Origin of the sequence: Pseudomonas sp. C2B4 (genome assembly GCF_013359695.1) — a bacterium.
Classification (GTDB): Bacteria; Pseudomonadota; Gammaproteobacteria; order Pseudomonadales; family Pseudomonadaceae; genus Aquipseudomonas.
This window is the reverse complement of record NZ_JABFMU010000002.1, coordinates 247,959-274,223: the sequence shown is the minus strand read 5'-3', so window position 1 is coordinate 274,223 and position 26,265 is coordinate 247,959. Positions and strand designations below refer to the sequence as shown.

Genomic DNA, 26,265 nt, shown 5'->3' with positions numbered 1-26,265 from the left:
GTGTTCGAAAGTGGGTAGCGAAGTTCAGGCGGCATCCACAGCGCTTGGGGGAGCGTGTACATCCCTTGGCACTCTGTTAGCTGCTGCTTGAGCGCTCGCCCTTTCAGGACAGCTTCTAAGGAGCAGTCATGAGCTATGTGATCGACCGACGTCTCAATGGCAAGAACAAGAGCACGGTGAACCGTCAGCGGTTTCTGCGGCGTTACCGTGACCACATTAAAAAGGCCGTCGAAGAGGCGGTCAGTCGGCGTTCCATTACCGACATGGAACACGGCGAGCAAATCAGCATTCCCGGCCGCGACATCGATGAGCCGGTGCTTCACCATGGCCGCGGTGGCAAACAAACCATCGTGCACCCCGGCAACAAGGAGTTCACCAGCGGCGAGCATATTGCGCGCCCGCCTGGAGGCGGTGGCGGCAGAGGCCCTGGCAAAGCCGGCAACTCGGGCGAAGGGATGGACGAGTTCGTCTTCCAGATCACCCAGGAAGAATTCCTCGAATTCATGTTCGAGGACCTAGAGCTACCCAATCTGGTCAAGCGCAACCTGACCGGCACCGATACCTTCAAGACCGTTCGCGCGGGTATCAGCAACGAGGGCAACCCATCGCGGATCAATATCATCCGCACCCTGCGCTCCGCCCATGCGCGGCGGATTGCATTGTCTGGCAGCAGCCGGGCGAAGCTGCGCGAGGCCAAGGAAGAACTTCTTCGATTGAAGCAGGAAGAACCCGACAATTTCGGCGATATTCAGGATTTGGAAGCCGAAATCGAAAAACTCAGCGCACGCATTCATCGCGTACCCTTTCTCGACACGTTCGACCTCAAGTACAACCTGCTCATCAAACAACCCAACCCTAGCTCCAAGGCAGTGATGTTCTGCCTGATGGACGTGTCCGGTTCCATGACCCAGGCCACCAAGGATATTGCCAAGCGCTTCTTTATCCTGCTGTACCTGTTCCTCAAACGTAACTACGACAAGATCGACGTGGTGTTCATTCGCCACCACACCAGTGCCCGCGAGGTGGATGAAGAAGAATTCTTCTACTCCCGCGAAACCGGTGGGACCATCGTGTCCAGCGCCTTGAAACTGATGCAGGAGATCATGGCCGAGCGCTACCCGGCCAACGAGTGGAACATCTATGCAGCCCAGGCTTCCGACGGCGACAACTGGAACGACGACTCGCCGATCTGCCGCGACATCCTGATCAACCAGATCATGCCGTTCGTGCAGTACTACACTTATGTTGAGATAACCCCACGCGAACATCAGGCCCTGTGGTTCGAGTACGAGCGCATCGCCGAAGCCTTTTCTGACACTTTCGCCCAGCAACAACTGGTCTCGGCCGGAGATATCTACCCGGTCTTCCGTGAACTCTTCCAGCGCAGGTTAGTGACATGACCGCCAAAGAGCAGAAGCGCCAACCCATATCCACCGGCTCCGAGTGGACGTTCGAGCTGATTCAGGCCTACGACCGGGAAATCAGTCGTATAGCCGCTCGTTACGCGCTCGATACGTACCCTAACCAGATCGAAGTGATCACCGCCGAACAGATGATGGACGCCTACGCCTCTGTCGGCATGCCACTGGGTTATCACCACTGGTCCTACGGCAAACACTTCCTCAGCACTGAAAAGTCCTACTCCCGCGGGCAAATGGGGCTTGCCTACGAAATCGTGATCAACTCAGACCCCTGCATTGCCTACCTGATGGAGGAAAACACCATCTGCATGCAAGCGCTGGTGGTGGCGCACGCCTGCTACGGGCACAACAGTTTTTTCAAAGGCAATTACCTGTTCCGCACCTGGACCGACGCCAGCTCGATCATCGATTACCTGGTGTTCGCCAAGCAGTACATCATGCAGTGCGAAGAGCGTCATGGCATCGACGCGGTCGAGGATCTTCTCGATTCCTGCCACGCACTCATGAACTACGGCGTCGACCGCTACAAACGCCCTTATCCGATTTCTGCCGAAGAAGAACGTCGCCGGCAAAAGGATCGGGAAGAACACCTGCAGAAGCAGATCAACGACCTGTGGCGCACCATTCCCAAAGGCGCGGACAAGTACAGCGACAAGGACAACGCACGCTTTCCTGCCGAACCTCAGGAAAACATTCTGTATTTCATAGAAAAGCACGCGCCACTGCTGGAGCCTTGGCAACGGGAAATCGTGCGTATTGTGCGCAAGATCGCCCAGTACTTTTACCCACAACGCCAGACTCAGGTGATGAACGAGGGATGGGCCACGTTCTGGCACTACACCTTGATGAATGACCTGTACGACGAAGGCCTGGTGACCGACGGCTTCATGATGGAGTTCCTGACATCCCACACCAGCGTGGTTTTCCAGCCCGGTTTTGACAGCCCCTACTACAGCGGCATCAACCCCTACGCCCTGGGATTCGCCATGTACCGCGACATCCGTCGCATGTGCGAAGAGCCTACGGAAGAGGATCGCCGCTGGTTCCCGGAAATTGCCGGCACAGACTGGCTGGCAGCCATCAAATTCGCGATGAGCAGCTTCAAGGATGAGAGTTTCATTCTGCAGTACCTGTCACCAAAAGTGATCCGCGACCTCAAGCTCTTCAGCATTCTCGATGACGATCAGAAGGACGATCTGCTGGTCCCGGCGATTCACGACGAAGGCGGCTACCGGATTATTCGCGAAACCCTGGCCGCCCAGTACAACCTGGGCAATCGCGAACCCAACGTGCAGATCTACAGCATCGACCGGCGCGGCGACCGCTCCCTGACCCTGCGCCACCAGCAACACGACCGCAAACCCCTGGGAGAGTCCACTGAGGAGGTTCTCAAGCACCTGCATCGTCTCTGGGGCTTCGACATCCACCTGGAGACCCTGCAAGGGGAACAGGTGATGAAAACCCACCACGTGCCCCCCAGAAGCGAGCACAGCGAAGGCGATTACGGTCGCCTGGACCTGGCCGTCATCCATCTTTGATCCTCTTTGTGCCTCCGAAAGCTCGATGCAACGGTTATCCTGTCGAGCTAACGGAGGTTTTTTATGCGGATCTATAAAGTCGGCGGCGCGGTACGTGATCGCCTGCTGGGCATACCTGTCACAGACATCGATCGCGTCGTGGTCGGCGCCACCACCGAAGAGATGCTCGCTCAGGGCTTTCGCCCGGTAGGCGCGGATTTCCCGGTGTTTCTTCACCCAAAAACCGGTGAGGAATATGCCCTCGCCAGGACCGAACGCAAAAGCGGACGCGGTTACGGCGGCTTCACTTTTCACGCCAGCCCTGAGGTCACCCTTGAAGAAGACCTGATCCGCCGTGACCTGACGATCAACGCCATGGCTGAGGACGATCAACAGAACCTTACCGATCCCTACCACGGCCAGCGCGATCTTGAAGCGCGCCTGCTTCGTCACGTTTCCCCTGCATTTGCCGAAGATCCCCTCCGGGTCCTGCGCGTTGCCCGCTTTGCCGCCCGTTATGCCGAGCTAGGCTTCACGGTCGCCCCGGAGACGCTGGAGTTAATGCGCCAACTCAGTGAGTCAGGCGAACTTGAAGCCCTGACGGCGGAGCGGAGCTGGAAAGAGATTTCTCGCGCACTGATGGAAAACCAGCCACAGGTATTCATTGAGGTCCTCCGTGCTTGTGGCGCGCTCAAGGTCTTGATGCCGGAAATCGACGCGCTGTTTGGCGTGCCGCAACCGGAGGCTCATCACCCGGAAATCGACACGGGCGCACACACCCTGAGCGTGCTGGAGCAAGCCGCGCAGCATAAGCAACCACTGACAGTGCGCTGGGCCTGCCTGCTGCATGACCTGGGAAAAGGACTGACACCGGAGGAGGAATGGCCACGGCACATTGCCCACGAGCTCAAGGGCCTCAAGCTGATCAAAGCGGTCAACGAACGCTTCAAGGCACCTCGAGACTGCCAGGAGCTGGCACTGTTGGTGGGCGAGTACCACACCCACGGCCATCGCGCCCTGGAACTGAAACCTTCGATTTTGCTGGAGTTGCTGCAAAGCTTCGACGTCTACCGTCGACCACAACGGTTCGAGGAATTCATCGCGGCCTGCGAAATGGACGCCCGTGGGCGCAAGGGCCTGGAGCAGAGAAGTTATCCACAGGCGGATTATCTGCGTGGAGCAGCGCATGCGGCGCGTAGCGTTGCGGTTCAACCACTGTTGGAGAAAGGGTTCAAAGGGCCGGAACTGGGTGAGGCGATCAAGCGTGAGCGACTCAAGGCGCTGAAGGCCTACAAAGAGGCGGCGTCTGCCTGAAAAGCGTCGCGAGCAGGCTCGCTCCCACAGGGATAGCGTAAATCTGTGGGAGCGAGCCTGCTCGCGAAGACGTCAGTCAGGTGACAACAAATTCGAAGGCGTCAGCTGCTGCCCACGCCACTCAAACGCAACGGGCGCCAACACCTGATCTATCTGCGCATCACGCCATAAGGCTGCAAAGCTTTTGCCTACACCCGGATGCACCCGATCCGGCGCAATCAACGACAACGGCCACAGCACAAAGGCATTTTTCAGAATTTCGGCTCGCGGCAGAACCAATCCATCGAAATTGCCAACCAGATCGCCGAACAACAGCACATCGATGTCCAGCGGCAAACCCTTGCGGTCCGGCGCATAGCGGCCATTGTCGGCTTCAATGAACTTCAGCCGGCGATCGAGCTCCATCAGTGGCAGATCGGTGAAGGCCGACACCACGAAATTGAAGAACGGCCCGCTTTTGATCCCCACCGGCTGGCTTTCGAAGACGGGCGAGCAATGGATATCCACCAGAAAACCGGCCAAGGCATCCAGGCCAGCCTGTAAATGGGATTCGCGCTCGATATTGCTGCCGAGCCCGAGATACACCTGAGTCAGCGACATCCGCGCTCGATCTCCACGCCCACGCCACCGATGGCGGCAGGAACTGCGCCTGGCTTGGTCAGCTTCAGGCGCATCCAGGTGATCTTGAATTCGCTCATCAACACTTCAACCAGCCGTTCGGCAAAGGTCTCGACAAGCTGGAATTGCGCCTGCTCGGCAAAGGCCTGGATGCGCGACGAAACACTCGCGTAATCGAGAGCCAGGGTCAGGTCGTCGCCGGCGGCCGCCGGACGATTATCCCAGGCGAAACTCAGATCAAGACGCAAGCACTGTCGGATGCCTCGTTCCCAGTCGTAGGCACCGATCACGGTGTCGACTTCCAGGCCCTCGATAAACACTCTGTCCAAGCACTTTTCTCCGCTACACGACAAGGGCGCATTGCGCCGTTAGAATCAGGGCGTCCTCGCCCGGAATAGTTAGCATGTTTTGGTTACTGGCGATCCTCGCCTACCTGCTCGGCTCTCTGTCCTTCGCCATTTTGCTCAGCCGCCTGACCGGTAACCCCGATCCGCGAATGAGTGGTTCGGGCAATGCCGGAGCCACCAATATGTTGCGCCTGGCCGGCAAGAAACTCGCCACCCTGACTTTACTGGGCGACCTCTGCAAAGGCCTGCTGCCCGTGCTAATCGCCGGCATTGCAGGACTTTCGCTGCAAGATCAGGCCTGGATCGGCGTCTGCGCCGTCATCGGCCACCTGTTCCCGCTGTACTTCCGCTTTCGGGGTGGCAAGGGTGTCGCCACAGCGGCCGGGATGTTGCTGGGCCTATACCCGCCAGCAGCACTGCTGGCGGTCTGCGCCTGGCTGCTGACGTTCTACCTGACCCGTACCAGCTCGCTGGCCGCCCTGATCGCCACGCCACTGACCCTGCCGCTGCTGGCCTGGCAAGAACCGGCGGCGCTGCTGCCCATGAGCGCACTCACGGGCTTGATCGTCTGGCGCCATCGCGGCAATTTACGCGACCTGTTCGCCGGGCGCGAACGGCATTTTTAGATGCCAGACATGAGCGTCACTCATTACAACGCCGACAACTGCTCCATCGGCCAGCGCGCCTGCACGCTGATCGCCAGGCTTTCCTGCTGACCGGCCTGCAAACGCTGGCAGCCAGCAAACGCAATCATTGCACCGTTATCGGTGCAGAACTGCGGGCGAGCATAAAAAACGTCGCCTTTCATGTCGCCGAGCATTTTTTCCAGAGAAGAGCGCAACGCCTTGTTGGCACTCACGCCCCCTGCAATGACCAGACGCTTCATGCCAGCGGCCTTGAGAGCACGCTTGCACTTGATGGTCAAAGTCTCCACCACGGCCTGCTGGAACGCCAGCGAGATGTCGCAACGGGCTTGCTCACCGTCGTCCCCGACACTTACGCATTGTTGCCAGGTGTTCAACGCGAACGTTTTCAAGCCGCTGAAGCTGAAATCCAGGCCAGGACGGTCGCACATCGGACGCGGGAAGACGAAACGCCCTGCAACCCCTTGATCCGCCAAACGAGCGATTTCCGGGCCACCCGGATAATTGAGCCCCATCATCTTTGCAGTCTTGTCGAAAGCTTCGCCCGCTGCGTCGTCCAGGGTCTCACCCAACAGCGTGTACTGACCGATCCCGTCAACTTGCACCAGCTGCGTATGACCACCGGACACCAACAAAGCGACGAACGGAAATTCCGGTGGTTGCGACTCCAGCATGGGCGCCAGCAAATGACCTTCCATATGGTGCACGCCCAGCGCCGGAATACCCCAGGCAAAGGCCAGTGCCTGAGCGCAGGACGCACCCACCAGCAATGCCCCGACCAGGCCGGGACCGGCGGTATAGGCGATGGCGTCGATCTCCGTCGGCACACAGTCGGCCTCGGCCAACACCTGACGAATCAAGGGCAGCATGCGCTTGACGTGATCACGCGACGCCAGCTCGGGCACCACACCACCGTAGGCACGATGCAGGTCAATCTGACTGAACAGCGCGTCGGCCAGAAGACCGCGCTCACTGTCGTAAAGTGCGACACCGGTTTCGTCGCAGGAGGTTTCTAATCCCAGTACTAGCATGGGTTTGCGCCTTGTTTAGGCTGAATTCGAAGGCGCGCATAATAGTCGTCGCGTGATGCCCCGACCAGCGGTTTTCGATCAGAGGCTTTGCATTCCGAGCGATGAGGGGTTAACATCCGCAACCCTTAAAAACCGACGTCTTCAAGTGCTCTTTTGCCGCGAGGATGTTGACCCCGGTAATGAATGAAGGTAGCTCTGGATGCCAGCCGTCAAAGTAAAAGAGAACGAACCCTTCGACGTAGCTCTGCGTCGTTTCAAGCGCTCCTGCGAAAAAGCCGGTGTACTGGCTGAAGTTCGTAGCCGCGAATTTTACGAGAAGCCAACTTCTGAGCGTAAGCGCAAAGCAGCTGCTGCTGTTAAGCGTCACGCCAAGAAAGTTCAGCGCGAACAGCGCCGCGCCGTTCGTCTGTACTAATACACAGACGATCGTAGCAAGCTTCTGCCAAGCCCGGCCCTCAGCCGGGCTTATGGCATTTGCGTAAAACGCTTGATGCTTCACTGTCGAAGCCGCAGATGCGACCGAGACAAATCTGCTTCACCGCGTCAGACCTGGCTCTTTTGCCAGCGGTGCACGTCTTTTCTGACGAGCCTTTCAAGGCTACTGACGAGCACACCCACTGATTCCTCTCACGACGATCAGCCCAAGGCGCCGTTTGCGTGCCAAATGATGAGCTATCCGAGACCCTTGACGGGTTGCAGCCGGATTCAGCGCAACACTTTCAAATGATCGAATACTGATTGGCATTAACGTCAGTGGTTTTTCGGCAGATACACTTCCCGACGACGATTAAGCAGACGACACTGATCGAGCCGCACACTTTGCGCGCCTTAGACAATGACCCCGTTCGTCCGCCCTTCGTTATGGGCCCCTTTCAGCGCAGATGACGAGAACGCCATGGCCGGGCTAATTCCCCAGAGCTTCATTGACGACCTTCTGAACCGCACCGACATCGTCGATGTGGTCAGCTCGCGCCTGCAATTGAAAAAGGCCGGCAAGAATCACACGGCCTGCTGCCCATTTCACAAAGAGAAAACCCCGTCCTTCAGCGTCAGCCCCGACAAGCAGTTCTACTACTGCTTCGGCTGCGGCGCTGGCGGCAACGCCCTCGGCTTCATCATGGACCACGACAACCTGGACTTTCCCCAGGCTGTCGAAGAACTGGCCAAAGCCGCCGGCATGGAAATCCCACGCGAGGAAAGCGGTCGTTCGCACAAGCCGCGGCAGCCGACCGATTCGCCACTGTACCCGCTGCTCACCGCCGCCGCTGACTTCTACCGTCAAGCCCTGAAAAGCCATCCGGCGCGTAAAGCCGCCGTGGATTACTTGAAAGGGCGCGGCCTGACCGGTGAAATCGCGCGAGATTTCGGCCTCGGCTTTGCGCCCCCCGGCTGGGACAATCTGTTCAAACACTTGAGCAGCGATACCCTGCAGCAAAAAGCCATGATCGATGCCGGCCTGCTGATCGAAAACGCCGAAACCGGCAAGCGCTATGATCGCTTTCGTGATCGCGTGATGTTTCCGATCCGCGACAGCCGTGGCCGCATCATTGCCTTCGGTGGCCGCGTATTGGGAGATGACAAGCCCAAGTACCTGAACTCACCCGAAACGCCGGTGTTTCACAAAGGCCAGGAACTCTATGGCCTGTATGAAGCGCGCAAGAACAATCGCAACCTCGACGAAATCATCGTCGTCGAAGGCTACATGGACGTCATCGCCCTGGCCCAGCAAGGGCTGCGCAACGCTGTTGCAACACTGGGTACCGCCACCAGCGAAGAACACATGAAACGCCTGTTTCGCGTGGTGCCAAACGTATTGTTCTGCTTCGACGGCGACCAGGCCGGCCGCAATGCCGCCTGGCGCGCCCTGGAAGCGACACTGACAAGCCTGCAGGACGGACGTCGCGCGCGCTTCCTGTTCCTGCCCGAAGGCGAAGACCCGGACACCTTGATCCGCTCCGAAGGCACCGACGCCTTCCGGGCACGAATCAATCAGCATGCACAGCCGCTGGCAGATTATTTCTTCCAACAACTGACAGAGGAGGCCGATCCGCGCTCCCTTGAGGGCAAGGCCCACATGGCCACCCTCGCCGCGCCGCTGATCGACAAAGTGCCGGGCGCCAATCTGCGCACACTGATGCGCCATCGCCTGCTGGAAATCACTGGATTGAGTGGTGAGGCGGTCAGCCAGCTGGCACATAGCGCGCCTCAGGACGCGCCGCCTGCCTATGATCCAGGCATGGATTACGACGCCATGCCGGACTACGCCGACTTCCACCAGCCCCAGGAGGCCTACGCCCCACAGCAGGAATGGACGCCGAAGAAACCCGGTGCCGGCGGCAAGAAATGGGACAAGAAACCGTGGAGCAAAAACGGTAAGCGCGGCGATCGCGATGAGGCCTATGCCCCTCGCACGCCCGTAGCGGTAGAAGCCCCGACGCTTATCGCATTGCGCACGCTGATCCACTACCCGCAACTGGCGGGCAAGGTCGAGAGTGCCGATCACTTTTCCAACGAGAGCAATACCTACGCTCAGGTACTAATCGCCCTGATCGAGGCAGTGCAGAAAAATCCTAAGCTAAACTCTATTCAGTTGATGGCCCGTTGGCACGGCACAGAGCAAGGACGCCTCTTGAAAGCACTCGCGGAAAAGGAGTGGCTAATTGACGGCGATAACCTTGAACAACAGTTTTTAGACACCATTACTAGGTTATCCGCGGGTCAGCACACGCAAACCCTCGACGAACTCATCAAAAAAGCAAGGCAGCCGGGATTATCGGCTGAAGAGCAAATTCAGATAGCAAAACAGATGCGCGACCTCTTAAAACAGAATGTTTCCGCATCAAACCCGACCTCAACTGGCGCGTGAGGTCATAGCTCAGGTATAATCCTCGGCTTGTTTTTTGCCCGCCAAGACCTTCAGTGGATAGGGTGTTATGTCCGGAAAAGCGCAACAGCAGTCTCGTATTATTGAGTTGATCAAACTGGGTCGTGAGCAGAAATATCTGACTTACGCCGAGGTCAACGACCACCTGCCCGAGGATATTTCAGATCCAGAGCAGGTGGAAGACATCATCCGCATGATTAACGACATGGGGATCCCCGTACACGAGAGTGCTCCGGATGCGGACGCCCTTATGTTGGCCGACGCCGATACCGACGAGGCCGCTGCGGAAGAAGCAGCCGCTGCGTTGGCAGCGGTGGAGACCGATATCGGTCGCACCACTGACCCAGTGCGCATGTACATGCGCGAAATGGGTACGGTTGAGCTTCTGACTCGTGAAGGCGAAATCGAAATCGCCAAGCGTATCGAGGAAGGCATCCGTGAAGTGATGAGCGCAATTGCGCACTTCCCTGGCACGGTCGAGCACATTCTCTCCGAGTACACGCGTGTCACCACCGAAGGTGGCCGTCTGTCGGACGTCCTGAGCGGTTACATCGATCCGGATGACGGCATTGCGCCGCCTGCGGCAGAAGTGCCGCCGCCGATCGACGCGAAAGCCGCGAAAGCGGATGACGACTCCGACGACGAAGACGCCGAAGCCTCGGATGACGAAGAAGAAGCCGAAAGCGGTCCGGATCCGATCATCGCTGCACAGCGTTTTGGCGCTGTGGCCGATCAGATGGAAATCACCCGCAAGGCCCTGAAAAAGCACGGTCGTCACAACAAGGCAGCGGTTGCCGAGTTGCTGGCGCTGGCCGACTTGTTCATGCCGATCAAACTGGTGCCGAAGCAATTCGAAGGCCTGGTCGAGCGTGTTCGCAGTGCCCTGGACCGCCTGCGTCAGCAAGAGCGTGCAATCATGCAGCTCTGCGTGCGTGATGCACGTATGCCGCGTGCCGATTTCCTGCGTCAATTCCCGAACAACGAAGTCGACGAGAGCTGGTCCGACGCATTGGCCAAAGGCAAAAGCAAATACGCTGAAGCCATTGGTCGCGTGCAACCGGACATCATTCGTTGCCAGCAGAAGCTGATCGCGCTGGAAACCGAAACCGGTTTGACCATCGCCGAGATCAAGGACATCAACCGTCGTATGTCGATCGGTGAGGCCAAGGCCCGCCGCGCGAAGAAAGAGATGGTTGAAGCGAACTTGCGTCTGGTGATCTCCATCGCCAAGAAGTACACCAACCGCGGCCTGCAGTTCCTCGACCTGATCCAGGAAGGCAACATCGGCCTGATGAAAGCGGTAGACAAGTTCGAATACCGTCGTGGCTACAAGTTCTCGACTTACGCAACCTGGTGGATTCGTCAGGCGATCACTCGCTCGATCGCTGACCAGGCCCGGACTATCCGTATTCCGGTGCACATGATCGAGACGATCAACAAGCTCAACCGCATTTCCCGCCAGATGTTGCAGGAAATGGGTCGCGAACCGACGCCGGAAGAGCTGGGCGAACGCATGGAAATGCCTGAGGACAAAATCCGCAAGGTATTGAAGATCGCTAAAGAGCCGATCTCCATGGAAACCCCGATCGGTGATGACGAAGACTCCCATCTGGGTGACTTCATCGAAGACTCGACCATGCAGTCGCCAATCGATGTCGCAACCGTTGAGAGCCTGAAAGAAGCGACTCGCGAAGTACTCTCCGGCCTCACTGCCCGTGAAGCCAAGGTACTGCGCATGCGCTTCGGTATCGACATGAATACCGACCATACGCTTGAAGAAGTGGGCAAGCAGTTCGACGTGACCCGTGAGCGGATTCGTCAGATTGAAGCCAAGGCGCTGCGCAAGCTGCGCCACCCGACGAGAAGCGAGCATCTGCGCTCCTTCCTCGACGAGTGATCACAAAACCCCCGGCCTGTGCCGGGGGTTTTGCTTTATGCAGATTAAATCCCTCAGCGCCCCCACTTCCCCCGATTTGCCCGTCTACACTCGAAGCATTCCCCGAGCCATAACGAGACCGTTATGCCCAGACTGCCGACCGTGCTTTTTTTGCTGTCGCTGATGACCTGGACCGCAACGGCTGGCGCGCTGACTCTAACCGACGAAGAACGTAGCTGGCTTGCGGCCCACCCGGACATGCGCCTGGGTGTGGATGCGTCCTGGCCACCTTTTGAGTTTCGCGACGATCAGGGTCGTTATCAGGGCCTTGCAGCCGACTATATCGACGTGATTCGCCAACGCTTGGCTGTCAAACTCACACCGATAGAGCCCGTCAGTTGGTCGGTGGTGCTGGAGCAGGCCAAACAAGGCAAACTGGACCTCTTGCCGGGGATTATGTCGACCCCGGAACGCCAGGCTTACCTGTCGTTCACCCGCCCCTATCTCGACTTTCCAATTGTCATCCTGGCCCACGTCGGCGGCCCGCAACCACGCAAAATCCAGGACCTGTACGGGTTGAAAATCGCCGTAGTGGAAAACTACGCCCCCCACGAACTGCTACGCACCCACCATCCCGACTTGAACCTGGTGGCCATGCCCAATGTGAGCTCGGCGTTGCAAGCGCTGGCCACAGACGAAGTGGATGCAGTCGTCGGTGACCTGGCCTCCAGCGTCTGGAGCTTGCGCCAGCTCAAGCTGGATGGGCTGTATGTCAGCGGCGAAACCCCCTACCGCTATCAACTGGCCATGGGCGTACCGCAGAACAACAAAATGCTGGTGGGCATCCTCGACAAAGTCCTGGCGGACATGTCCCCGGCAGAAATCAGCGCCATACAGGAACATTGGGTCGGCAACGTCCTCGATCATCGAACCTTCTGGTCCGATCTGCTGGTTTACGGCCTACCAGGATTGCTGTTGCTGATCACCGTTCTGGCGGCGGTGATCCGGGTCAACCGCCGACTCAGCTCGGAAATTGCCCGACGGGTCGATCTGGAGCAAGAACTGCGCAGCAGTGAGTATCACTACCGCGGACTGGTGGAGAGTCTGTCGGCCATCGCCTGGGAAGCGCGGATGAGCGACTTCACCTACAGCTACGTATCGCCCCACGCCGAGGATCTGCTTGGCTACCCTCTGTCCCACTGGCTGATACCGGGATTCTGGCGAAACATCATTCACCCCGCCGATCTGACCCGCGCACAGAATTTTTGCGATCACGAAGTGCTGGCCGGACGCGATCACAGCCTCGATTATCGGGTCATCACCGCAGACGGGCGTTGCTTGTGGGTTCGCGATATCGTCAGCCTGATCGAACACGGCCACGAGCCGGTGATGCGCGGGCTGATGATCGACATCAGCGAGGCCAAGCGCACCGAAGAAGCACTGCGTCAGTCGGAGCAGAAGTTCGCTTCAGTGTTCCAGCAATGCCCGGACATTCTGGTCATCGCACGGCTCTCCGACGGCTGTTTGCTGGAGGTCAACGAAGCGTTCGAAGAACAAATCGGCCTCAGGGCCGAAGACGTCATTGGCCAGACCGCCACCGACCTCAACATCTGGGGCATTCCGGGCGTGGGGCCGGGCCTGTTACAACGCTTGCAGGCTGGCAGCATCCGAAACCTGGAGATGCCCTTTCGCCGCAGCAATGGCCAGGTGTTCACCGGCCTGATCTCGGCCGAACCGTTCGATCTCGATACAACCCCAGCCCTGGTGGTGGTGGTGCGTGATATCACCCAACTCAAGGAAACCCAGCAGCAGTTGCAAACCTCCGAAGAGAAATTCGCCAAGGCCTTCCACGCCTCCCCGGACGGCTTGCTGCTATCGCGACAGAGCGATGGCTTGCTGTTGGAGGTGAACGAGGGTTTCAGCCGCATCACCGGGTTCAACAGCGCGATGTCGGTGGATCGCTCGGCCCTGGATCTGGGGATCTGGGTCAACCTCAACGAGCGCAAACAGATGCTCGACCTGCTTCATCGTGATGGTTTCGTGCGTGACTTCAGCTGCCATATCCGCCGCAGCGACGGGCAGATCCGGCTCTGTGAGGTGTCCAGTCGCCCGCTGCCCATTGGCGATGAGGACTGCATGCTGACCATCGCCCGGGACATCACCGAGCGCCATTTGATGCAGGAAAAACTGCAACAGGCCGCCACGGTGTTCGAGAGCACCGCCGAAGGCGTATTGATCACCGATACCCAGCAGCACATCAGCGCGGTCAACCGTGCGTTCACCGAAATCACCGGGTACAGCGAAAGCGAGGCGCTGGGCCATACTCCGCGCCTGCTTGCCTCGGGCCTGCATGACAGCGCGTTCTACGCCGCCATGTGGCATCAGCTGACCGCTGAGGGGCACTGGCAAGGCGAGATTTCCAATCGCCGCAAGAATGGCGAGCTCTATCCGAGCTGGCTGACCATCAGCGCAGTGCGCAACCGGGACAAGTTCATCACTCACTTTGTCGCCGTGTTCGCCGACATTTCCAGCCTCAAGCACGCCCAGGCCAAACTCGACTATCAGGCCCACCACGACCCACTGACCGGGCTGCCCAACCGCACACTGTTCGAAAGCCGCCTACAAAGCGCACTCAATACCCAAAAGGAAAACGGTGGCCAGGGCGCGGTGCTGTTCCTGGATCTGGACCGCTTCAAACACATCAACGACAGCCTGGGTCATCCGGTCGGTGACCTGCTGCTCAAGGGCATTGCCGTACGCCTCAAGGAACAGCTGCGCGATATCGATACGGTGGCGCGTTTGGGCGGCGATGAATTCATCATCCTGCTGCCCGGCCTGCAGCAACCCAGCGATGCCGACAACATTGCCACCAAGCTGCTTAACTGCTTCACCGCGCCGTTCCAGGCCGGTGAGCATGAGTTTTTCATCAGTTCCAGCATAGGCACCAGCCTTTATCCACAGGACGGCTGCGATGTGGCCACGCTGATCAAGAACGCCGACGCGGCGATGTACCGCTCCAAAGCCAAGGGGCGTAACCGGGTCGAAAGCTATACCTGCGACCTCACCGCGCAGGCCAGTGAACGGATAGCGCTGGAGCATGAACTACGACGCGCCATCGAGCGCAACGAACTGCACCTGTACTACCAACCCAAGATCAGCCTCGACGACTATCGCCTGGTGGGTGCCGAAGCGCTGATCCGCTGGCGGCATCCGACCTTTGGCGATGTACCGCCGGAGCACTTCATTTCCCTGGCCGAAGAAAACGGCATGATCCTGCAAATTGGCGACTGGGTATTGGAGACCGCCTGCCGGCAATTGCACGAGTGGAGTAAAACCTACGTGGACCTCGGCCCGCTATCGGTCAACCTCGCAGGTGCTCAACTGCGCCAACCGAACCTGCTCGGACGCATCGAACAACTGCTCAAAGACTACCGCCTCAATCCTGGACTCCTGCAACTGGAAATCACCGAAAACTTCATCATGAGCCAAGCGGAAGAAGCGCTGGCCGTGCTGCATCAACTCAAGCACCTGGGCGTGCAACTGGCGATCGACGATTTCGGTACGGGCTATTCATCCTTGAGCTACCTCAAGCGTCTGCCACTGGACATCCTCAAGATCGACCAGTCGTTCGTTCGCGGCTTGCCGGATGACCCCCACGACGCCGCCATCGTGCGCGCCATCATCGCGCTTGGCCGCAGCATGCAATTCACCGTGATTGCCGAAGGCGTCGAAACCCAGGCCCAGCAGCAATTTCTGGCCTTTGAAGGTTGCGAGCAGATTCAGGGCTACATCGTCAGCCTGCCCCTGCCCCCCGATGAATTCGCCGCGACGTTTCTTCGTACAGCCGTATTGGATTTTTCGGATAGCACAGCCGCGAAACCGTCGCTATAATCCGCGACCACTGGGGCCTATAGCTCAGTTGGTTAGAGCAGAGGACTCATAATCCTTTGGTCCACGGTTCAAGTCCGTGTGGGCCCACCAAACAAGAAAGCCGCGCAATGCGCGGCTTTTTCGTGTCTGACTGTTCAGTTGGAAAAGTTCTCGATCTTTACCTGCCCCTCGGGAAAGGTTGCGATGATTTCCAGTTCACCGCCCATGGCGCGGATGTAATTGCGCAACGTGCTGATGTACATGTCGGTACGCCGCTCCATCTTGGAGATTGCCGCCTGGTTGACATGTAGTGTCTTGGCCAGCGTTTCCTGGCTCAGTTCCTGCGCCTTGCGCAACTCATGCAAGGGCATTTCTTTCAGGTGCTGCTGGAATAGCCGCTCTGCGTTAGCTCGAGATTCCGGCGTCATGCGAGCTTGAAGTTCAGAAAATTTCTTAGCCATCGTTGCGGCCCTCTTTACGCAGTGTTTCCAAATGTTCGCCATACAACTTGTCGGCCAACGGGACATTCTCGTCATACCAACGGCCCTGACCGGTTTTGTCCCCTCCGATCAAAAGTAGAGCGCATCGACGTGGATCAAATGCATACAGCACACGATAAGGTCGCCCCGCATGCTGGACCCTCAGCTCTCGGAGATTGCCATATCGAGAGCCTTTGATGTCACTGCTGTGGGGAAAGCGTAGCCCTGGCCCGAAGAGCTCCAGCAAATCGACGCTGGCCGAAACCGAAGCCTGTTCTTGCACATCCAGCCCCTCCCACCAGACTCCAAACTGATCGGTGTACTCAATATCCCAGCCCATACAATATGCCACCCAAGGAATATGATCTCAAGGGAATAACTTTATGAGCTAGAGCGGCCACCCGACCACGCTTGGCACTTCCCAAAATTGTTAATGACCGTTTCCAGCACCTGACCGTTGAACCTGGGCCCCCACTTGATTGATGGCTCATGAGAGGTCATTGAGGCGTTTGAAATGTTGTCAGGACGCGTCAATCACGAGCTTTTTGCGTGTTTTCCGTTTAAACATTGCTTACTTCAGGTGCCGCAATATCGGATGACGCCGTAGGGTCTTGTAGGCAAACTCCGAATCTTGCTTTTGGGCAATTTGCCGCCTTGTTGCGCTTTTCTTCGACGGGATAGTCTCCGGACGTCGCTGACCATTCAGCGATCGGGCTTGGAAACCCGATGAAATTGGACGCAACGGTTTGCCCATCGAGTTATGGCGGCTGTGCGCGGGACGTCTTCGGGCGTGCCGGTTTCCTAATTTCCCGGTTTTCCAACCTGCGCACAGCTGTCACCCATTCGCTTGGAAACGAATGTGACAGCACCTCAAATTAGGAGCTGCACCATGACGAAAACAAATCCGCCCGAACCCTCAGAACTAAAAACCATCGGTTTCACCCCCTTCCTCTACTGCTCCAACCAACCACTCTTCCACGTATGCCGCGACGTCCCCATTGCCGACGCCTTGGCTCAAGCCTCCGACCTGCTGTTCCTCGCCAAATCCCTGACCGTGGACGCCGCGTTCGCCAAAGATACTGACCGCCATGCTTGGGCAGCGCACTATCTGACGACGATGAGCAAAGCGGTAATTGATGATGTGGTGAAGGTGCTGACGCGCAGGCCAATCAGTTGAGGAACCTGTAGGAGCGAGCTTGCTCGCGAAAAACCCGAGAACGCCGCGGGGCATCTCGATTTACGCGTTTTCGTTCACGACCTTCGCGAGCTAGCTCGCTCCTACAGAGGGGCCAACCGTTCAAGCATTTCCCGCGTCAACACAACCTCGTAGGTTTCCGCCGGCCTGCCCCACTGTTCGACCAGGACCATGCGCTCTACCAATGCCTCTCCGAGTTCGGTAATGGTGCCTGTCAATGCTTCGACGATCTCCTGAGTGCGCAACCACAGATGATCGTTGATCGCCTTCAGCTCGACGGTGATGCGGTCGCACGCTGCCGGATCGGTATCGGGATGGGTGATGTTGCGAAGCAGCTGCCGCAATTCCCTGATCTTTGCGTCATCCCGTTCCGCCCCAAATGCGCCGTTGAGGATGGCGATCGCTTTCGTTTTATCGACACGTTTCTCGCGTGCACGCGCTGAAGGTAAAGTCTGCGCCATGGCGCCCGCAAACAGGACCATCATCCGGGCTTCAAGGTATTCCTTCATGGCTTCCATCGACGTTATGGGTCGCACCAGGCTGATGGTCGCACCCCCTTTGTGTCTCAGGTCCCTGGTCACTGTCAGCGTCACGCCCCCTGTTTCAAACCCCAGTGCCCGGGCCACGACGTAGTGCCCCATCTCGTGATGGGCAATCTGCAAGGCATGGTCCCGTACAGCGGGCGGCATCTTCTTGGTTTCCATCGCGTCGGATCTCCCGTTCGACTACGAGTGACTGTAGCTCTACTGAATTTTCACACAGAAAAAAGCCGCGCAATTGCGCGGCTTTTTCGTACCTGCCTGTCAGCCCTTACTTGGGCAAGGCGTAGGCAATCACATAGTCCCCACGGTCCGTCGACTGGCGCGCACCGCCCACCGTCAGCAGGATGTACTGCTTGCCGGTTTTCGGCGATACGTAGGTCATCGGCCCGGACTGGCTGCCCACTGGCAAACGCGATTTCCAGATCTCGTTGCCGTTGCCGGTATCGAAAGCACGCAGGTAGAAGTCCTGGGTGCCGGCGAAGAACAGCAGGCCCGACTGGGTGGCCAGGGAGGCGCCGAGGGTTGGCATGCCGATCGGGATCGGCAGGTGCATGCGGATGCCCAGCGGGCCGGTGTCCTGCACGGTGCCGACCGGGACTTGCCACATCAGTTTGTGGGTCTTGAGGTCGATGGCGGACATGGTGCCGAACGGTGGTTTCTGGCACGGAATGCCGACCGCCGAGAGGAAGCGCTCGCGCATGGCGCCGAACGGTGTGCCTTCCTGCGGGACAACGCCCATTTCGATACCGCTGGCCCCGGCGCCGATCTTGTCGCGCGGGATCATGTAGTTGGCCAGGCCCAGGCGCATGTCGTTGACGAACATGTAGTTGCTGTTCGGATCAACCGAGACGCTGCCCCAGTTCATGCCACCCAGAGAGCCCGGGAATTGCAGAGCGCGGTCCATGCCCGGCGGGGTGTAGACGCCTTCGTGGCGCATGCCCTTGAACTGGATGCGGCACATCAACTGGTCGAACGGTGTGGCGCCCCACATGTCGGACTCGGTCAGCGTTTTGTTGCCGATGGACGGCATGTCCACCGAGAACGGCTGGGTCGGCGAGTAGCGTTCGCCGGGCACATGGCCTTGCGGTACCGGGCGTTCTTCGACGCGGGCAATAGGCACGCCGGTTTCGCGGTTGAGCAGGAAGATCTCGCCCTGTTTGGTGACTTGTGCCAGCGCGGGTTGCATGCCGCCCTTGTCGTCCGGAACGTCGTACAGCAGCGGTTGCGCCGGCAAGTCGAAGTCCCACAGGTCGTGGTGAGTGGTCTGGAAGTGCCAGCGCACCTGACCGGTCTTCACGTCGAGGGCGACGATGGACGAGCTCCACTTGTCATCGAACTCGGTGCGCTGACCGCCGAAAAAGTCCGGGGTGGCGTTGCCGGTCGGCAGATAGACCAGACCGAGTTTGGCGTCGTAGGACATGGCCGACCAGACGTTCGGCGTGCCCCGGGTGTAAGTCTCACCGGCTGGAGGGCGTTTGGTGGTGTTCGGGTTGCCCGGATCCCACGCCCACACCAGCTCACCGCTGCGCACGTCGTAGGCTCGGACCACGCCTGGCGGTTCGCCGGTGGAGTAGTTATCGGCCACGCGGCCGCCGACGATCACCACATCACCAGCGACCAATGGGGTCGAGGTTTGCTGGTAGTAGCCAGGCTTCACTTCGCCCATGTCGGTGGTCAGATCGACGGTGCCTTGGTTGCCGAATTCTTCGCAAGGCTTGCCGGTTTCGGCATTGATGGCGATCAGGCGCGCATCGCCGGTCGGCAGAAACAGACGTTTCGCACAGGCTGTTGGCTGATTGTCCGAAGACACCGGCGTCTCGGAGTAGCCCAGGCCACGGCAGCGCTGCCAGTTGGGCGCGGTGCCTTGCGGGTCGAACTTCCAGCGTTGGGCGCCGGTGTCGGCGTCCAGAGCGAAGACTTTGCCGTAAGCGGTGCAGGTGTAGACCGTGTCACCGATTTGCAGCGGGGTGTTCTGGTCTTCAGCGCCAGCACCGGTGCTTTGCGGGATGTCACCGGTACGGAAGGTCCAGGCCACCTGCAATTTGTCGATGTTGCCCTTGTTGATCTGGTCCAGCGCGGCAAAGCGATTGCCGGCGGTGGTGTTACCCCAATGCGCCCAGTCTTTCTGCTCGGTACCGGGTGTAACCGGTGTGACCGCAGGCTCGCTGCTGGCCTTGACCACGTGGGTCGGCACGAACATGTAGGCCATGGTTGCGACGACAGCGACGCCCAGGATACCGGCCAGGCCATAGGCCCCACGGCTCGCCGTCGCGCCCGAAGCGCGTACCAGCGTCGGGTAGATCAACGCGACGACCAGACCGATCACCGCGAACGTCAGTACCCGCGAAACCAGAGGCCAATATTCAAAACCGGCATCCCACACCGCCCAGATCGCCGTCAGGATCAGCGCCAGGCCATACAGCCACGCGCCCTGCGGTTTGCGGCGCGCAATCATCAGACCGGAAACCAGCATTGCCAGGCCCATCAGCAGGAAATACCCGCTGCCGCCCAGTGCGATCAGATAACCGCCACCGCCAACCAGGCCAAGCCCGATCAGCGCGATCAGGACACCCAGCCCCGCCAGCAGCCACTTGCTGCCGGCGGCAGCCCCAGAATTATTCATGTCGGAAATTATCCCCATTTGTGACAAGGGGCGGAATAATGTACTACCTAGTTACTTATGGCAATTTGTCGCAGGCAAAAATGGCACGAACGGTCGTGAAATCAGATCACACAGCCGTTGCGCGGAATGTGCCTGTAACATGCTCATCCACCGATCTATACCGCTGGAGACGCCCCTTTGCCTGACACTCGCCCGCCCGTTCTCGACGAAATCGACCGCCAGTTGATTGCCGCCCTGCAAATCAATGCCCGTGAGAGTGTAGCCATGCTTGCCCGGCAACTGGGCATCGCCCGGACCACCGTGACTTCGCGCCTGGCACGGCTGGAAAAAGCCAAAGTGATCACCGGTTATGGTGTGCGACTGGGCCAGCGAGTGGTGGACGGTGGATTGCAGGCGTATGTGGGGATCACGGTTCAGCCGCGCTCCGGCAAGGAGGTGTTGCGGCGGCTCAGCGCCATGGCCCAGGTGCAGCAGTTATGTGCGGTGAGTGGCGAATTTGATTATGTGGCGTGGTTACGCACCGATTCGCCGGAGCAACTGGATCAGTTGCTGGATCAGATTGGCAGTGTGGATGGGGTGGAGAAGACGACGACTTCGATCATTTTGAGTAGCAAGATTGATCGGGGGCAGCCGGTTTGAGGTTTCAATCTTGAATGGGTGGTGTCCGGGCTGGCGCTTTCGCGAGCAGGCTCGCTCCCACAAGGAGCTGCATCGTCACTTCGATTAACATGCTCGTCATATTGATTGTTTAATTAGCAAAACGACGACACTTTGCGTCTTATTAACGTGTTCTACGCTCTCTAGAATGGCTGGCATCTTTTCCTATACTCAGACGCGCACCCCGCGTCCGGTCGCCAGTAAGGTCAGCCATGAACAAGAACAATCGCCATCCTGCAGACGGTAAAAAACCAGTCACCATTTTCGGTCCGGACTTTCCTTTCGCCTTCGACGATTGGATCGAACACCCGGCCGGCCTGGGCAGCATTCCCGAGCACAATCACGGTGCCGAAGTGGCGATTGTCGGCGCCGGTATCGCCGGGTTGGTGGCCGCTTACGAGCTGATGAAACTTGGCCTGAAGCCCGTCGTGTATGAGGCTTCGAAGCTGGGCGGTCGTCTGCGCTCCCAAGCGTTCAATGGCACCGACGGCATTGTCGCCGAGTTGGGCGGCATGCGTTTTCCGGTGTCGTCCACCGCGTTCTATCACTACGTCGACAAGCTGGGTCTTGAGACCAAGCCCTTCCCGAACCCGCTGACGCCCGCCTCCGGCAGCACCGTGATCGATCTGGAAGGCAAAACCCATTACGCACAGAAACTGGCGGATCTTCCTGCACTGTTCCAGGAAGTGGCTGACGCCTGGGCCGACGCCCTGGAAGCCGGCTCGCAGTTCTCCGATATCCAGCAAGCGATCCGCGACCGCGACGTTCCGCGCCTCAAGGAGCTGTGGAACACCCTCGTACCGCTGTGGGACGACCGCACCTTCTACGATTTCGTCGCCACCTCCAAAGCCTTTGCCAAACTGTCGTTCCATCACCGCGAAGTGTTCGGCCAGGTCGGTTTCGGCACCGGTGGCTGGGACTCGGACTTCCCCAACTCGATGCTGGAAATCTTCCGCGTAGTGATGACCAACTGCGACGATCACCAACATCTGGTGGTCGGTGGTGTGGAACAGGTGCCTCAGGGCATCTGGCGCCATGTACCTGAACGCTGCGTGCACTGGCCGCAAGGTACCAGCCTCAAGTCGCTGCACAGCGGCGCTCCACGCTCCGGGGTGAAGAAAATCGCTCACGCGCCGGGCGGCCGTTTTGCGGTCACCGACAACAACGGCGACACCCGCGAATATGCCGCGGTGCTGACCACCTGCCAGAGCTGGCTGCTGACCACTCAGATCGAATGCGAAGAAACCCTGTTCTCGCAAAAAATGTGGATGGCCCTGGACCGCACCCGCTACATGCAGTCGTCGAAAACCTTCGTGATGGTCGACCGCCCATTCTGGAAGGACAAAGACCCGGAAACCGGCCGCGACCTGATGAGCATGACCCTCACCGATCGCCTGACCCGTGGCACCTACCTGTTCGATAACGGCGACGACAAGCCAGGGGTGATTTGCCTGTCGTATTCGTGGATGAGCGACGCGCTGAAAATGCTCCCGCACCCGGTGGAAAAACGCGTGAAACTGGCGCTGGATGCCTTGAAAAAGATCTACCCAAAAGTCGATATCGCCGCACGCATCATCGGCGATCCGATCACCGTATCCTGGGAAGCCGACCCGCACTTCCTCGGCGCGTTCAAAGGCGCCCTGCCCGGCCACTACCGCTACAACCAGCGCATGTACGCGCACTTCATGCAGGACGACATGCCAGCGGAACAGCGCGGGATTTTCATTGCCGGGGATGACGTTTCGTGGACGCCGGCCTGGGTTGAAGGCGCGGTGCAAACGTCGCTCAACGCGGTGTGGGGCATCATGAAGCATTTCGGCGGCGCGACACATAAAGAGAACCCGGGCCCGGGTGATGTGTTCAAAGACATAGGCCCTATCGCCCTGCCCGAGTAAGAGGAATCCCCGATGCGCGTAGCCCTTTACCAATGCCCACCGCTGCCTCTGGATGTCGCCGGCAACCTGCAACGCCTGCAGCAGCTGGCGCAGGAAGCCAAAGGCGCTGATTTGCTGGTGCTGCCGGAAATGTTCCTGACCGGCTACAACATCGGCGTCGATGCCGTCAGTGTACTGGCGGAGGTGCACAACGGTGAGTCGGCGCAGCAAGTGGCGCACATCGCCCGAGCCGCCGGGATCGCCATTTTGTATGGTTATCCCGAGCGAACCGAGGACGGGCAGATCTACAACGCCGTACAGCTGATCGACGCCCAGGGCGAGCGCGTCTGCAACTACCGCAAAACCCATCTGTTCGGTGATCTTGACCGCTCGATGTTCAGTCCTGGAGCCAACGAATTCCCCGTGGTTGAGCTCAACGGCTGGAAACTCGGCTTCCTGATCTGCTACGACCTGGAGTTTCCGGAGAACGCCCGCCGCCTGGCCCTCGATGGCGCCGAGCTGATCCTGGCACCGACGGCGAACATGATTCCCTTTGATTTCGTCGCAGATGTCACCGTTCGCTCCCGCGCCTTCGAAAACCAGTGCTACGTGGCTTACGCCAATTACTGCGGTCACGAAGGTGATATCCACTATTGCGGTCAGAGCAGTATCGCCGCGCCGGATGGCAGTCGTATTGCCCAGGCCGGCCTCGATGAGGCGCTGATTGTCGGAGAGCTGGATCGACAGCTGATGGTCGATTCCCGCGCTGCCAATCGCTATTTGATCGATCGCCGTCCCGAGCTTTACGGCGCGCTGAACAAGCGCTAATCCGCTAGCATTGGCACTTCACTGTTCTGGAAGTGCCCATGCCTGCGCCGAATCCCCCTCGCCCCCATACTGAAACCCTGGCCAACGGCCTGCGGGTGACGCTGCGCCATGCGCCCGACCTGAAGCGCGCCGCTGCGGCATTGCGTGTCGGTGTCGGCAGCCACGACGTACCACTGGCCTGGCCGGGCATGGCGCACTTCCTTGAGCATCTGCTGTTTCTGGGGACCGAGCGCTTTCCTGCGGGCCAAGGGCTGATGGCCTACGTCCAGGGCCATGGCGGTCAAGTGAACGCGCGGACCAGCGAACGCACCACCGACTACTTTTTCGAGTTGCCACCTCAGGCCTTTGCCGGTGGGTTGGAGCGTCTGTCAGACATGCTCGCCCATCCACGTATGAATCCGGATGATCAGCAGCGGGAACGGGAAGTTCTGCAGGCGGAATTTGTCGCCTGGTCGCAGGATGCGGCTGCCCAGCAGCATCTGGCGCTATTCGATGGGCTTTCCGAGCATCATCCCCTGCGGGGCTTTCACGCTGGCAACCGCGACAGCCTGCCGATTGAGCAACCCCGGTTTCAGCAAGCATTGAAGGATTTCTACCAAGGGTTTTATCAAGCCGGACAAATGACTTTGAGCCTGGTGGGCCCTCAACCGCTCGAAGAGTTGAAGGCGCTGGCCCAAGCGTTTGCGGATGCCCTCCCTCAAGGCAAAGCGGTCCCGCAACAAGCGCCTGCTCCGCTGATGGATGTTTCTGAAAGCAGTTATCAACAGGTCAACGAACGCCGGCTGGATCTTTTGTTCGCCCTTGAAGCGTTACCCGACTCATCCCCAGAAGCCTTGGCGTTCCTGTGCCATTGGCTGAATTCCGCGAAACCCGGTGGACTGCTGGCCGGGTTGCGCAATCGCGGCTGGATCGACAGCCTGAAAGCGGCTTCGCTGTATCAATTCACCGGGCAGGCCTTGCTGCACGTAGCGTTCACATTGAAAAACACGGTGTCGCCATCAGCAATCCGCGAACAACTATTGGATTGGCTCGGCTTTTTCGCCCGACAAGACTTGAGCGGATTGCACAACGAGTACGCCACCCTGCTCCAGCGTCAGCAGCACGTCAGCGGCGCCATGCACCTGGCGCGCCTGGACAGCGAACAGCATGAAGCCGGGTTATCCGAGCAAGGCGTGACAGCGCTCAACACAATCCTTCAACAGATCGGCGCTGTGGATAACTTCAGCGGTCCATGGCAATTGCCGACACCCAATCCATTTTTGCGCTCGCAGGCAGAGGCACCGAACGCCGGGCTGATTCGCGGGCAGACCAGCGCTCACCGGGGTTTGCGAACGTTTGCCCAGGACCGCTCGCGTGTCCGCCGTGAACGCTCGCCCATGCAATTTAGCCACGCGTTGCCGGATAACACCGCCGAAGGTGCGGTTTACGTGCGCTGGCGCCTCGAGGCGACACCTGCAAAGCACCTGCAGTCGAACCTCGAAAACAACCTGCAGCCGCTGAAGGAAGAAGCGCACCAGGCAGGTGTCGACGTTGCCTTCAGCGCATCGGGGAATGAATGGCTCCTGAAAATGACCGGCCTGCAGGAGCCGATGCCCACAGTCCTGGAACATGTGCTGAAAGCGCTGGCCAACCCTGATGTGAGTGGCGTTCAAAATGAACCGGCCCCCATAGCGATCCGGCAACTGCTCAAGGCATTGCCCGGTCACTGCCTTGAGCACACCGCGAGTTCGGATGACTTGCTGCAACTCCGGTCGACTGCTCGTTGGGATGGCCTGGCGACGGGCCTTAGCCCCCAGACCCAGGCAGCAATGGGACTGGCGTTGAGTCGCATCCCCGGCACACCGGACAATCAGCTGACACCACCGTCGTCTATTCAAGGGCAGCACCTCTGGAGCGCCATCGATACCGGCTCCAGCGAACACGCATTGCTGCTGTTCTGTCCGACAGCCTCGACAGACATCGCCGACGACGCCGCGTGGCGTTTGCTCGCACACCTGTGTCAGACGCCGTTCTACCAGCGTCTGCGAGTAGACCTGCAACTCGGTTATGCGGTGTTCAGTGCCCTGCGCCAGATGCACGGACAAACCGGGTTGCTGTTCGGCGTGCAATCGCCAAGCGTTGCGCCCCTGGATCTGCTGCAACACATCGAGCAGTTCCTGAACGCACTGCCGGGCACCCTCGGCGGCATCGACGACGAACATTTCGTCACTGCGCGCCAAGCGTTGGCCGATCAACTCTCCATTGAAACATTGCCCACTGCCCAAGCCGTCGAACTGCTCTGGCAGGGCAAGCTGGCTGGCCATTCGTCGGATTATCTGGTGCAACTGCCCGCGGCCATTCTGAAGATGGACCGACCTGCACTAATCGCCGCCGCCCACCGCCTGATTCAGGCCGAGGGCGGATGGCGCTGCCTGTCCAGCGGGCCGTGCCCCGGCGCACCTTGGCAAGCGGCAAAATGATCATTACCGGGGCTGCAATTAACTTTCTCGAACACTTGCAGCCAATTCTTGTGAAATTTTAAGTAACATAGCTACCTAACTATCTG

20 protein-coding genes and 1 tRNA gene are annotated in these 26,265 nt (G+C 59.0%); 14 read left to right on the top strand and 7 right to left on the bottom strand.

The annotated features are described in order from the left end of the window. Positions 1 to 128: 128 nt before the first annotated feature. The 3 genes from HNQ83_RS02910 to HNQ83_RS02900 all read left to right on the top strand — a co-directional run bounded on the left by HNQ83_RS02910 (position 129) and on the right by HNQ83_RS02900 (position 4,252). Positions 129 to 1,400 carry a YeaH/YhbH family protein gene (locus tag HNQ83_RS02910; RefSeq protein ID WP_175387577.1) on the top strand — a complete coding sequence of 424 codons (1,272 nt, stop codon included), beginning with the start codon at positions 129 to 131 and terminating at the stop codon, positions 1,398 to 1,400. Next, positions 1,397 to 2,959, top strand: a complete 1,563-nt coding sequence (locus tag HNQ83_RS02905) for a SpoVR family protein (RefSeq protein WP_175387576.1) — start codon at positions 1,397 to 1,399, stop codon at positions 2,957 to 2,959. Before HNQ83_RS02910 ends, HNQ83_RS02905 begins: the two co-directional genes overlap by 4 nt. 63 nt (positions 2,960 to 3,022) lie before the next feature. Then, positions 3,023 to 4,252 (top strand): multifunctional CCA addition/repair protein, encoded by a 1,230-nt coding sequence (locus HNQ83_RS02900; RefSeq protein ID WP_175387575.1) that lies wholly within the window; start codon positions 3,023 to 3,025, stop codon positions 4,250 to 4,252. A 72-nt stretch (positions 4,253 to 4,324) separates the two neighbouring features. Here the strand turns inward: HNQ83_RS02900 and folK are convergent, their stop codons facing one another. Then, positions 4,325 to 4,852 (bottom strand): 2-amino-4-hydroxy-6-hydroxymethyldihydropteridine diphosphokinase, encoded by a 528-nt coding sequence (folK, locus tag HNQ83_RS02895; protein WP_175387574.1) that lies wholly within the window; start codon positions 4,850 to 4,852, stop codon positions 4,325 to 4,327. Beyond that, the gene (gene folB, locus HNQ83_RS02890) at positions 4,843 to 5,199 is read right to left on the bottom strand and encodes a dihydroneopterin aldolase (protein WP_056726637.1); all 357 of its coding nucleotides are present in this window, start codon (positions 5,197 to 5,199) and stop codon (positions 4,843 to 4,845) included. Before folB ends, folK begins: the two co-directional genes overlap by 10 nt. A 74-nt stretch (positions 5,200 to 5,273) precedes the next feature. Here folB and plsY point away from each other — a divergent pair, with 74 nt between their 5' ends. Next, positions 5,274 to 5,843, top strand: coding sequence for a glycerol-3-phosphate 1-O-acyltransferase PlsY (gene plsY / locus HNQ83_RS02885; RefSeq protein ID WP_175387573.1), 570 nt, complete (start codon positions 5,274 to 5,276; stop codon positions 5,841 to 5,843). Positions 5,844 to 5,866: 23 nt separating this feature from the next. Here the strand turns inward: plsY and tsaD are convergent, their stop codons facing one another. Next, a complete protein-coding gene (tsaD, locus tag HNQ83_RS02880; RefSeq protein WP_175387572.1) occupies positions 5,867 to 6,892 on the bottom strand; it encodes a tRNA (adenosine(37)-N6)-threonylcarbamoyltransferase complex transferase subunit TsaD in 1,026 nt (341 codons plus the stop codon). Between the two features lie 199 nt (positions 6,893 to 7,091). Between tsaD and rpsU the strand changes: the two genes are divergently transcribed. From rpsU to HNQ83_RS02855, 5 genes are all read left to right on the top strand, one after another. Next, entirely contained in the window at positions 7,092 to 7,307 is a 216-nt protein-coding gene (gene rpsU / locus HNQ83_RS02875; RefSeq protein ID WP_002551877.1) for a 30S ribosomal protein S21, read from the top strand. A 480-nt stretch (positions 7,308 to 7,787) separates the two neighbouring features. Then, entirely contained in the window at positions 7,788 to 9,758 is a 1,971-nt protein-coding gene (gene dnaG / locus HNQ83_RS02870) for a DNA primase (RefSeq protein WP_175387571.1), read from the top strand. Positions 9,759 to 9,825: 67 nt separating this feature from the next. After that, positions 9,826 to 11,673, top strand: a complete 1,848-nt coding sequence (rpoD, locus tag HNQ83_RS02865; protein WP_175387570.1) for an RNA polymerase sigma factor RpoD — start codon at positions 9,826 to 9,828, stop codon at positions 11,671 to 11,673. 123 nt (positions 11,674 to 11,796) lie between these two features. Beyond that, positions 11,797 to 15,543: a bifunctional diguanylate cyclase/phosphodiesterase gene (locus HNQ83_RS02860; protein WP_175387569.1), complete on the top strand. Its 3,747-nt coding sequence runs from the start codon at positions 11,797 to 11,799 to the stop codon at positions 15,541 to 15,543. A 13-nt stretch (positions 15,544 to 15,556) separates the two neighbouring features. After that, positions 15,557 to 15,633 (top strand) — tRNA-Ile (locus tag HNQ83_RS02855). 44 nt (positions 15,634 to 15,677) lie between these two features. Here the strand turns inward: HNQ83_RS02855 and HNQ83_RS02850 are convergent. Continuing rightward, positions 15,678 to 15,983, bottom strand: coding sequence for an XRE family transcriptional regulator (locus HNQ83_RS02850; RefSeq protein ID WP_175387568.1), 306 nt, complete (start codon positions 15,981 to 15,983; stop codon positions 15,678 to 15,680). After that, positions 15,976 to 16,341 carry a type II toxin-antitoxin system RelE/ParE family toxin gene (locus tag HNQ83_RS02845; protein WP_175387567.1) on the bottom strand — a complete coding sequence of 122 codons (366 nt, stop codon included), beginning with the start codon at positions 16,339 to 16,341 and terminating at the stop codon, positions 15,976 to 15,978. Before HNQ83_RS02845 ends, HNQ83_RS02850 begins: the two co-directional genes overlap by 8 nt. Positions 16,342 to 16,890: 549 nt before the next feature. On the opposite strand from HNQ83_RS02845, the gene HNQ83_RS02840 reads away from it, so the two are divergent. Next, entirely contained in the window at positions 16,891 to 17,178 is a 288-nt protein-coding gene (locus tag HNQ83_RS02840; RefSeq protein ID WP_175387566.1) for a DUF3077 domain-containing protein, read from the top strand. Between the two features lie 101 nt (positions 17,179 to 17,279). On the opposite strand, the gene HNQ83_RS02835 is transcribed toward HNQ83_RS02840, so the two are convergent. Further along, on the bottom strand, positions 17,280 to 17,900 hold the full coding sequence (locus tag HNQ83_RS02835; RefSeq protein WP_175387565.1) for a peptidase M41: 621 nt from the start codon (positions 17,898 to 17,900) through the stop codon (positions 17,280 to 17,282). Between the two features lie 106 nt (positions 17,901 to 18,006). Continuing rightward, complete coding sequence (locus HNQ83_RS02830) at positions 18,007 to 20,361, bottom strand: glucose/quinate/shikimate family membrane-bound PQQ-dependent dehydrogenase (protein ID WP_175387564.1); 2,355 nt, start codon at positions 20,359 to 20,361, stop codon at positions 18,007 to 18,009. 177 nt (positions 20,362 to 20,538) lie between these two features. On the opposite strand from HNQ83_RS02830, the gene HNQ83_RS02825 reads away from it, so the two are divergent. The 4 genes from HNQ83_RS02825 to pqqF all read left to right on the top strand — a co-directional run bounded on the left by HNQ83_RS02825 (position 20,539) and on the right by pqqF (position 26,179). Continuing rightward, the gene (locus HNQ83_RS02825; protein WP_007980298.1) at positions 20,539 to 21,000 is read left to right on the top strand and encodes an Lrp/AsnC family transcriptional regulator; all 462 of its coding nucleotides are present in this window, start codon (positions 20,539 to 20,541) and stop codon (positions 20,998 to 21,000) included. Between the two features lie 230 nt (positions 21,001 to 21,230). After that, complete coding sequence (locus HNQ83_RS02820; protein WP_175387563.1) at positions 21,231 to 22,913, top strand: NAD(P)/FAD-dependent oxidoreductase; 1,683 nt, start codon at positions 21,231 to 21,233, stop codon at positions 22,911 to 22,913. 12 nt (positions 22,914 to 22,925) lie between these two features. Then, positions 22,926 to 23,720 (top strand): carbon-nitrogen hydrolase family protein, encoded by a 795-nt coding sequence (locus HNQ83_RS02815; RefSeq protein ID WP_175387562.1) that lies wholly within the window; start codon positions 22,926 to 22,928, stop codon positions 23,718 to 23,720. 38 nt (positions 23,721 to 23,758) lie between these two features. Then, entirely contained in the window at positions 23,759 to 26,179 is a 2,421-nt protein-coding gene (pqqF, locus tag HNQ83_RS02810) for a pyrroloquinoline quinone biosynthesis protein PqqF (protein WP_175387561.1), read from the top strand. Positions 26,180 to 26,265: the final 86 nt, after the last annotated feature.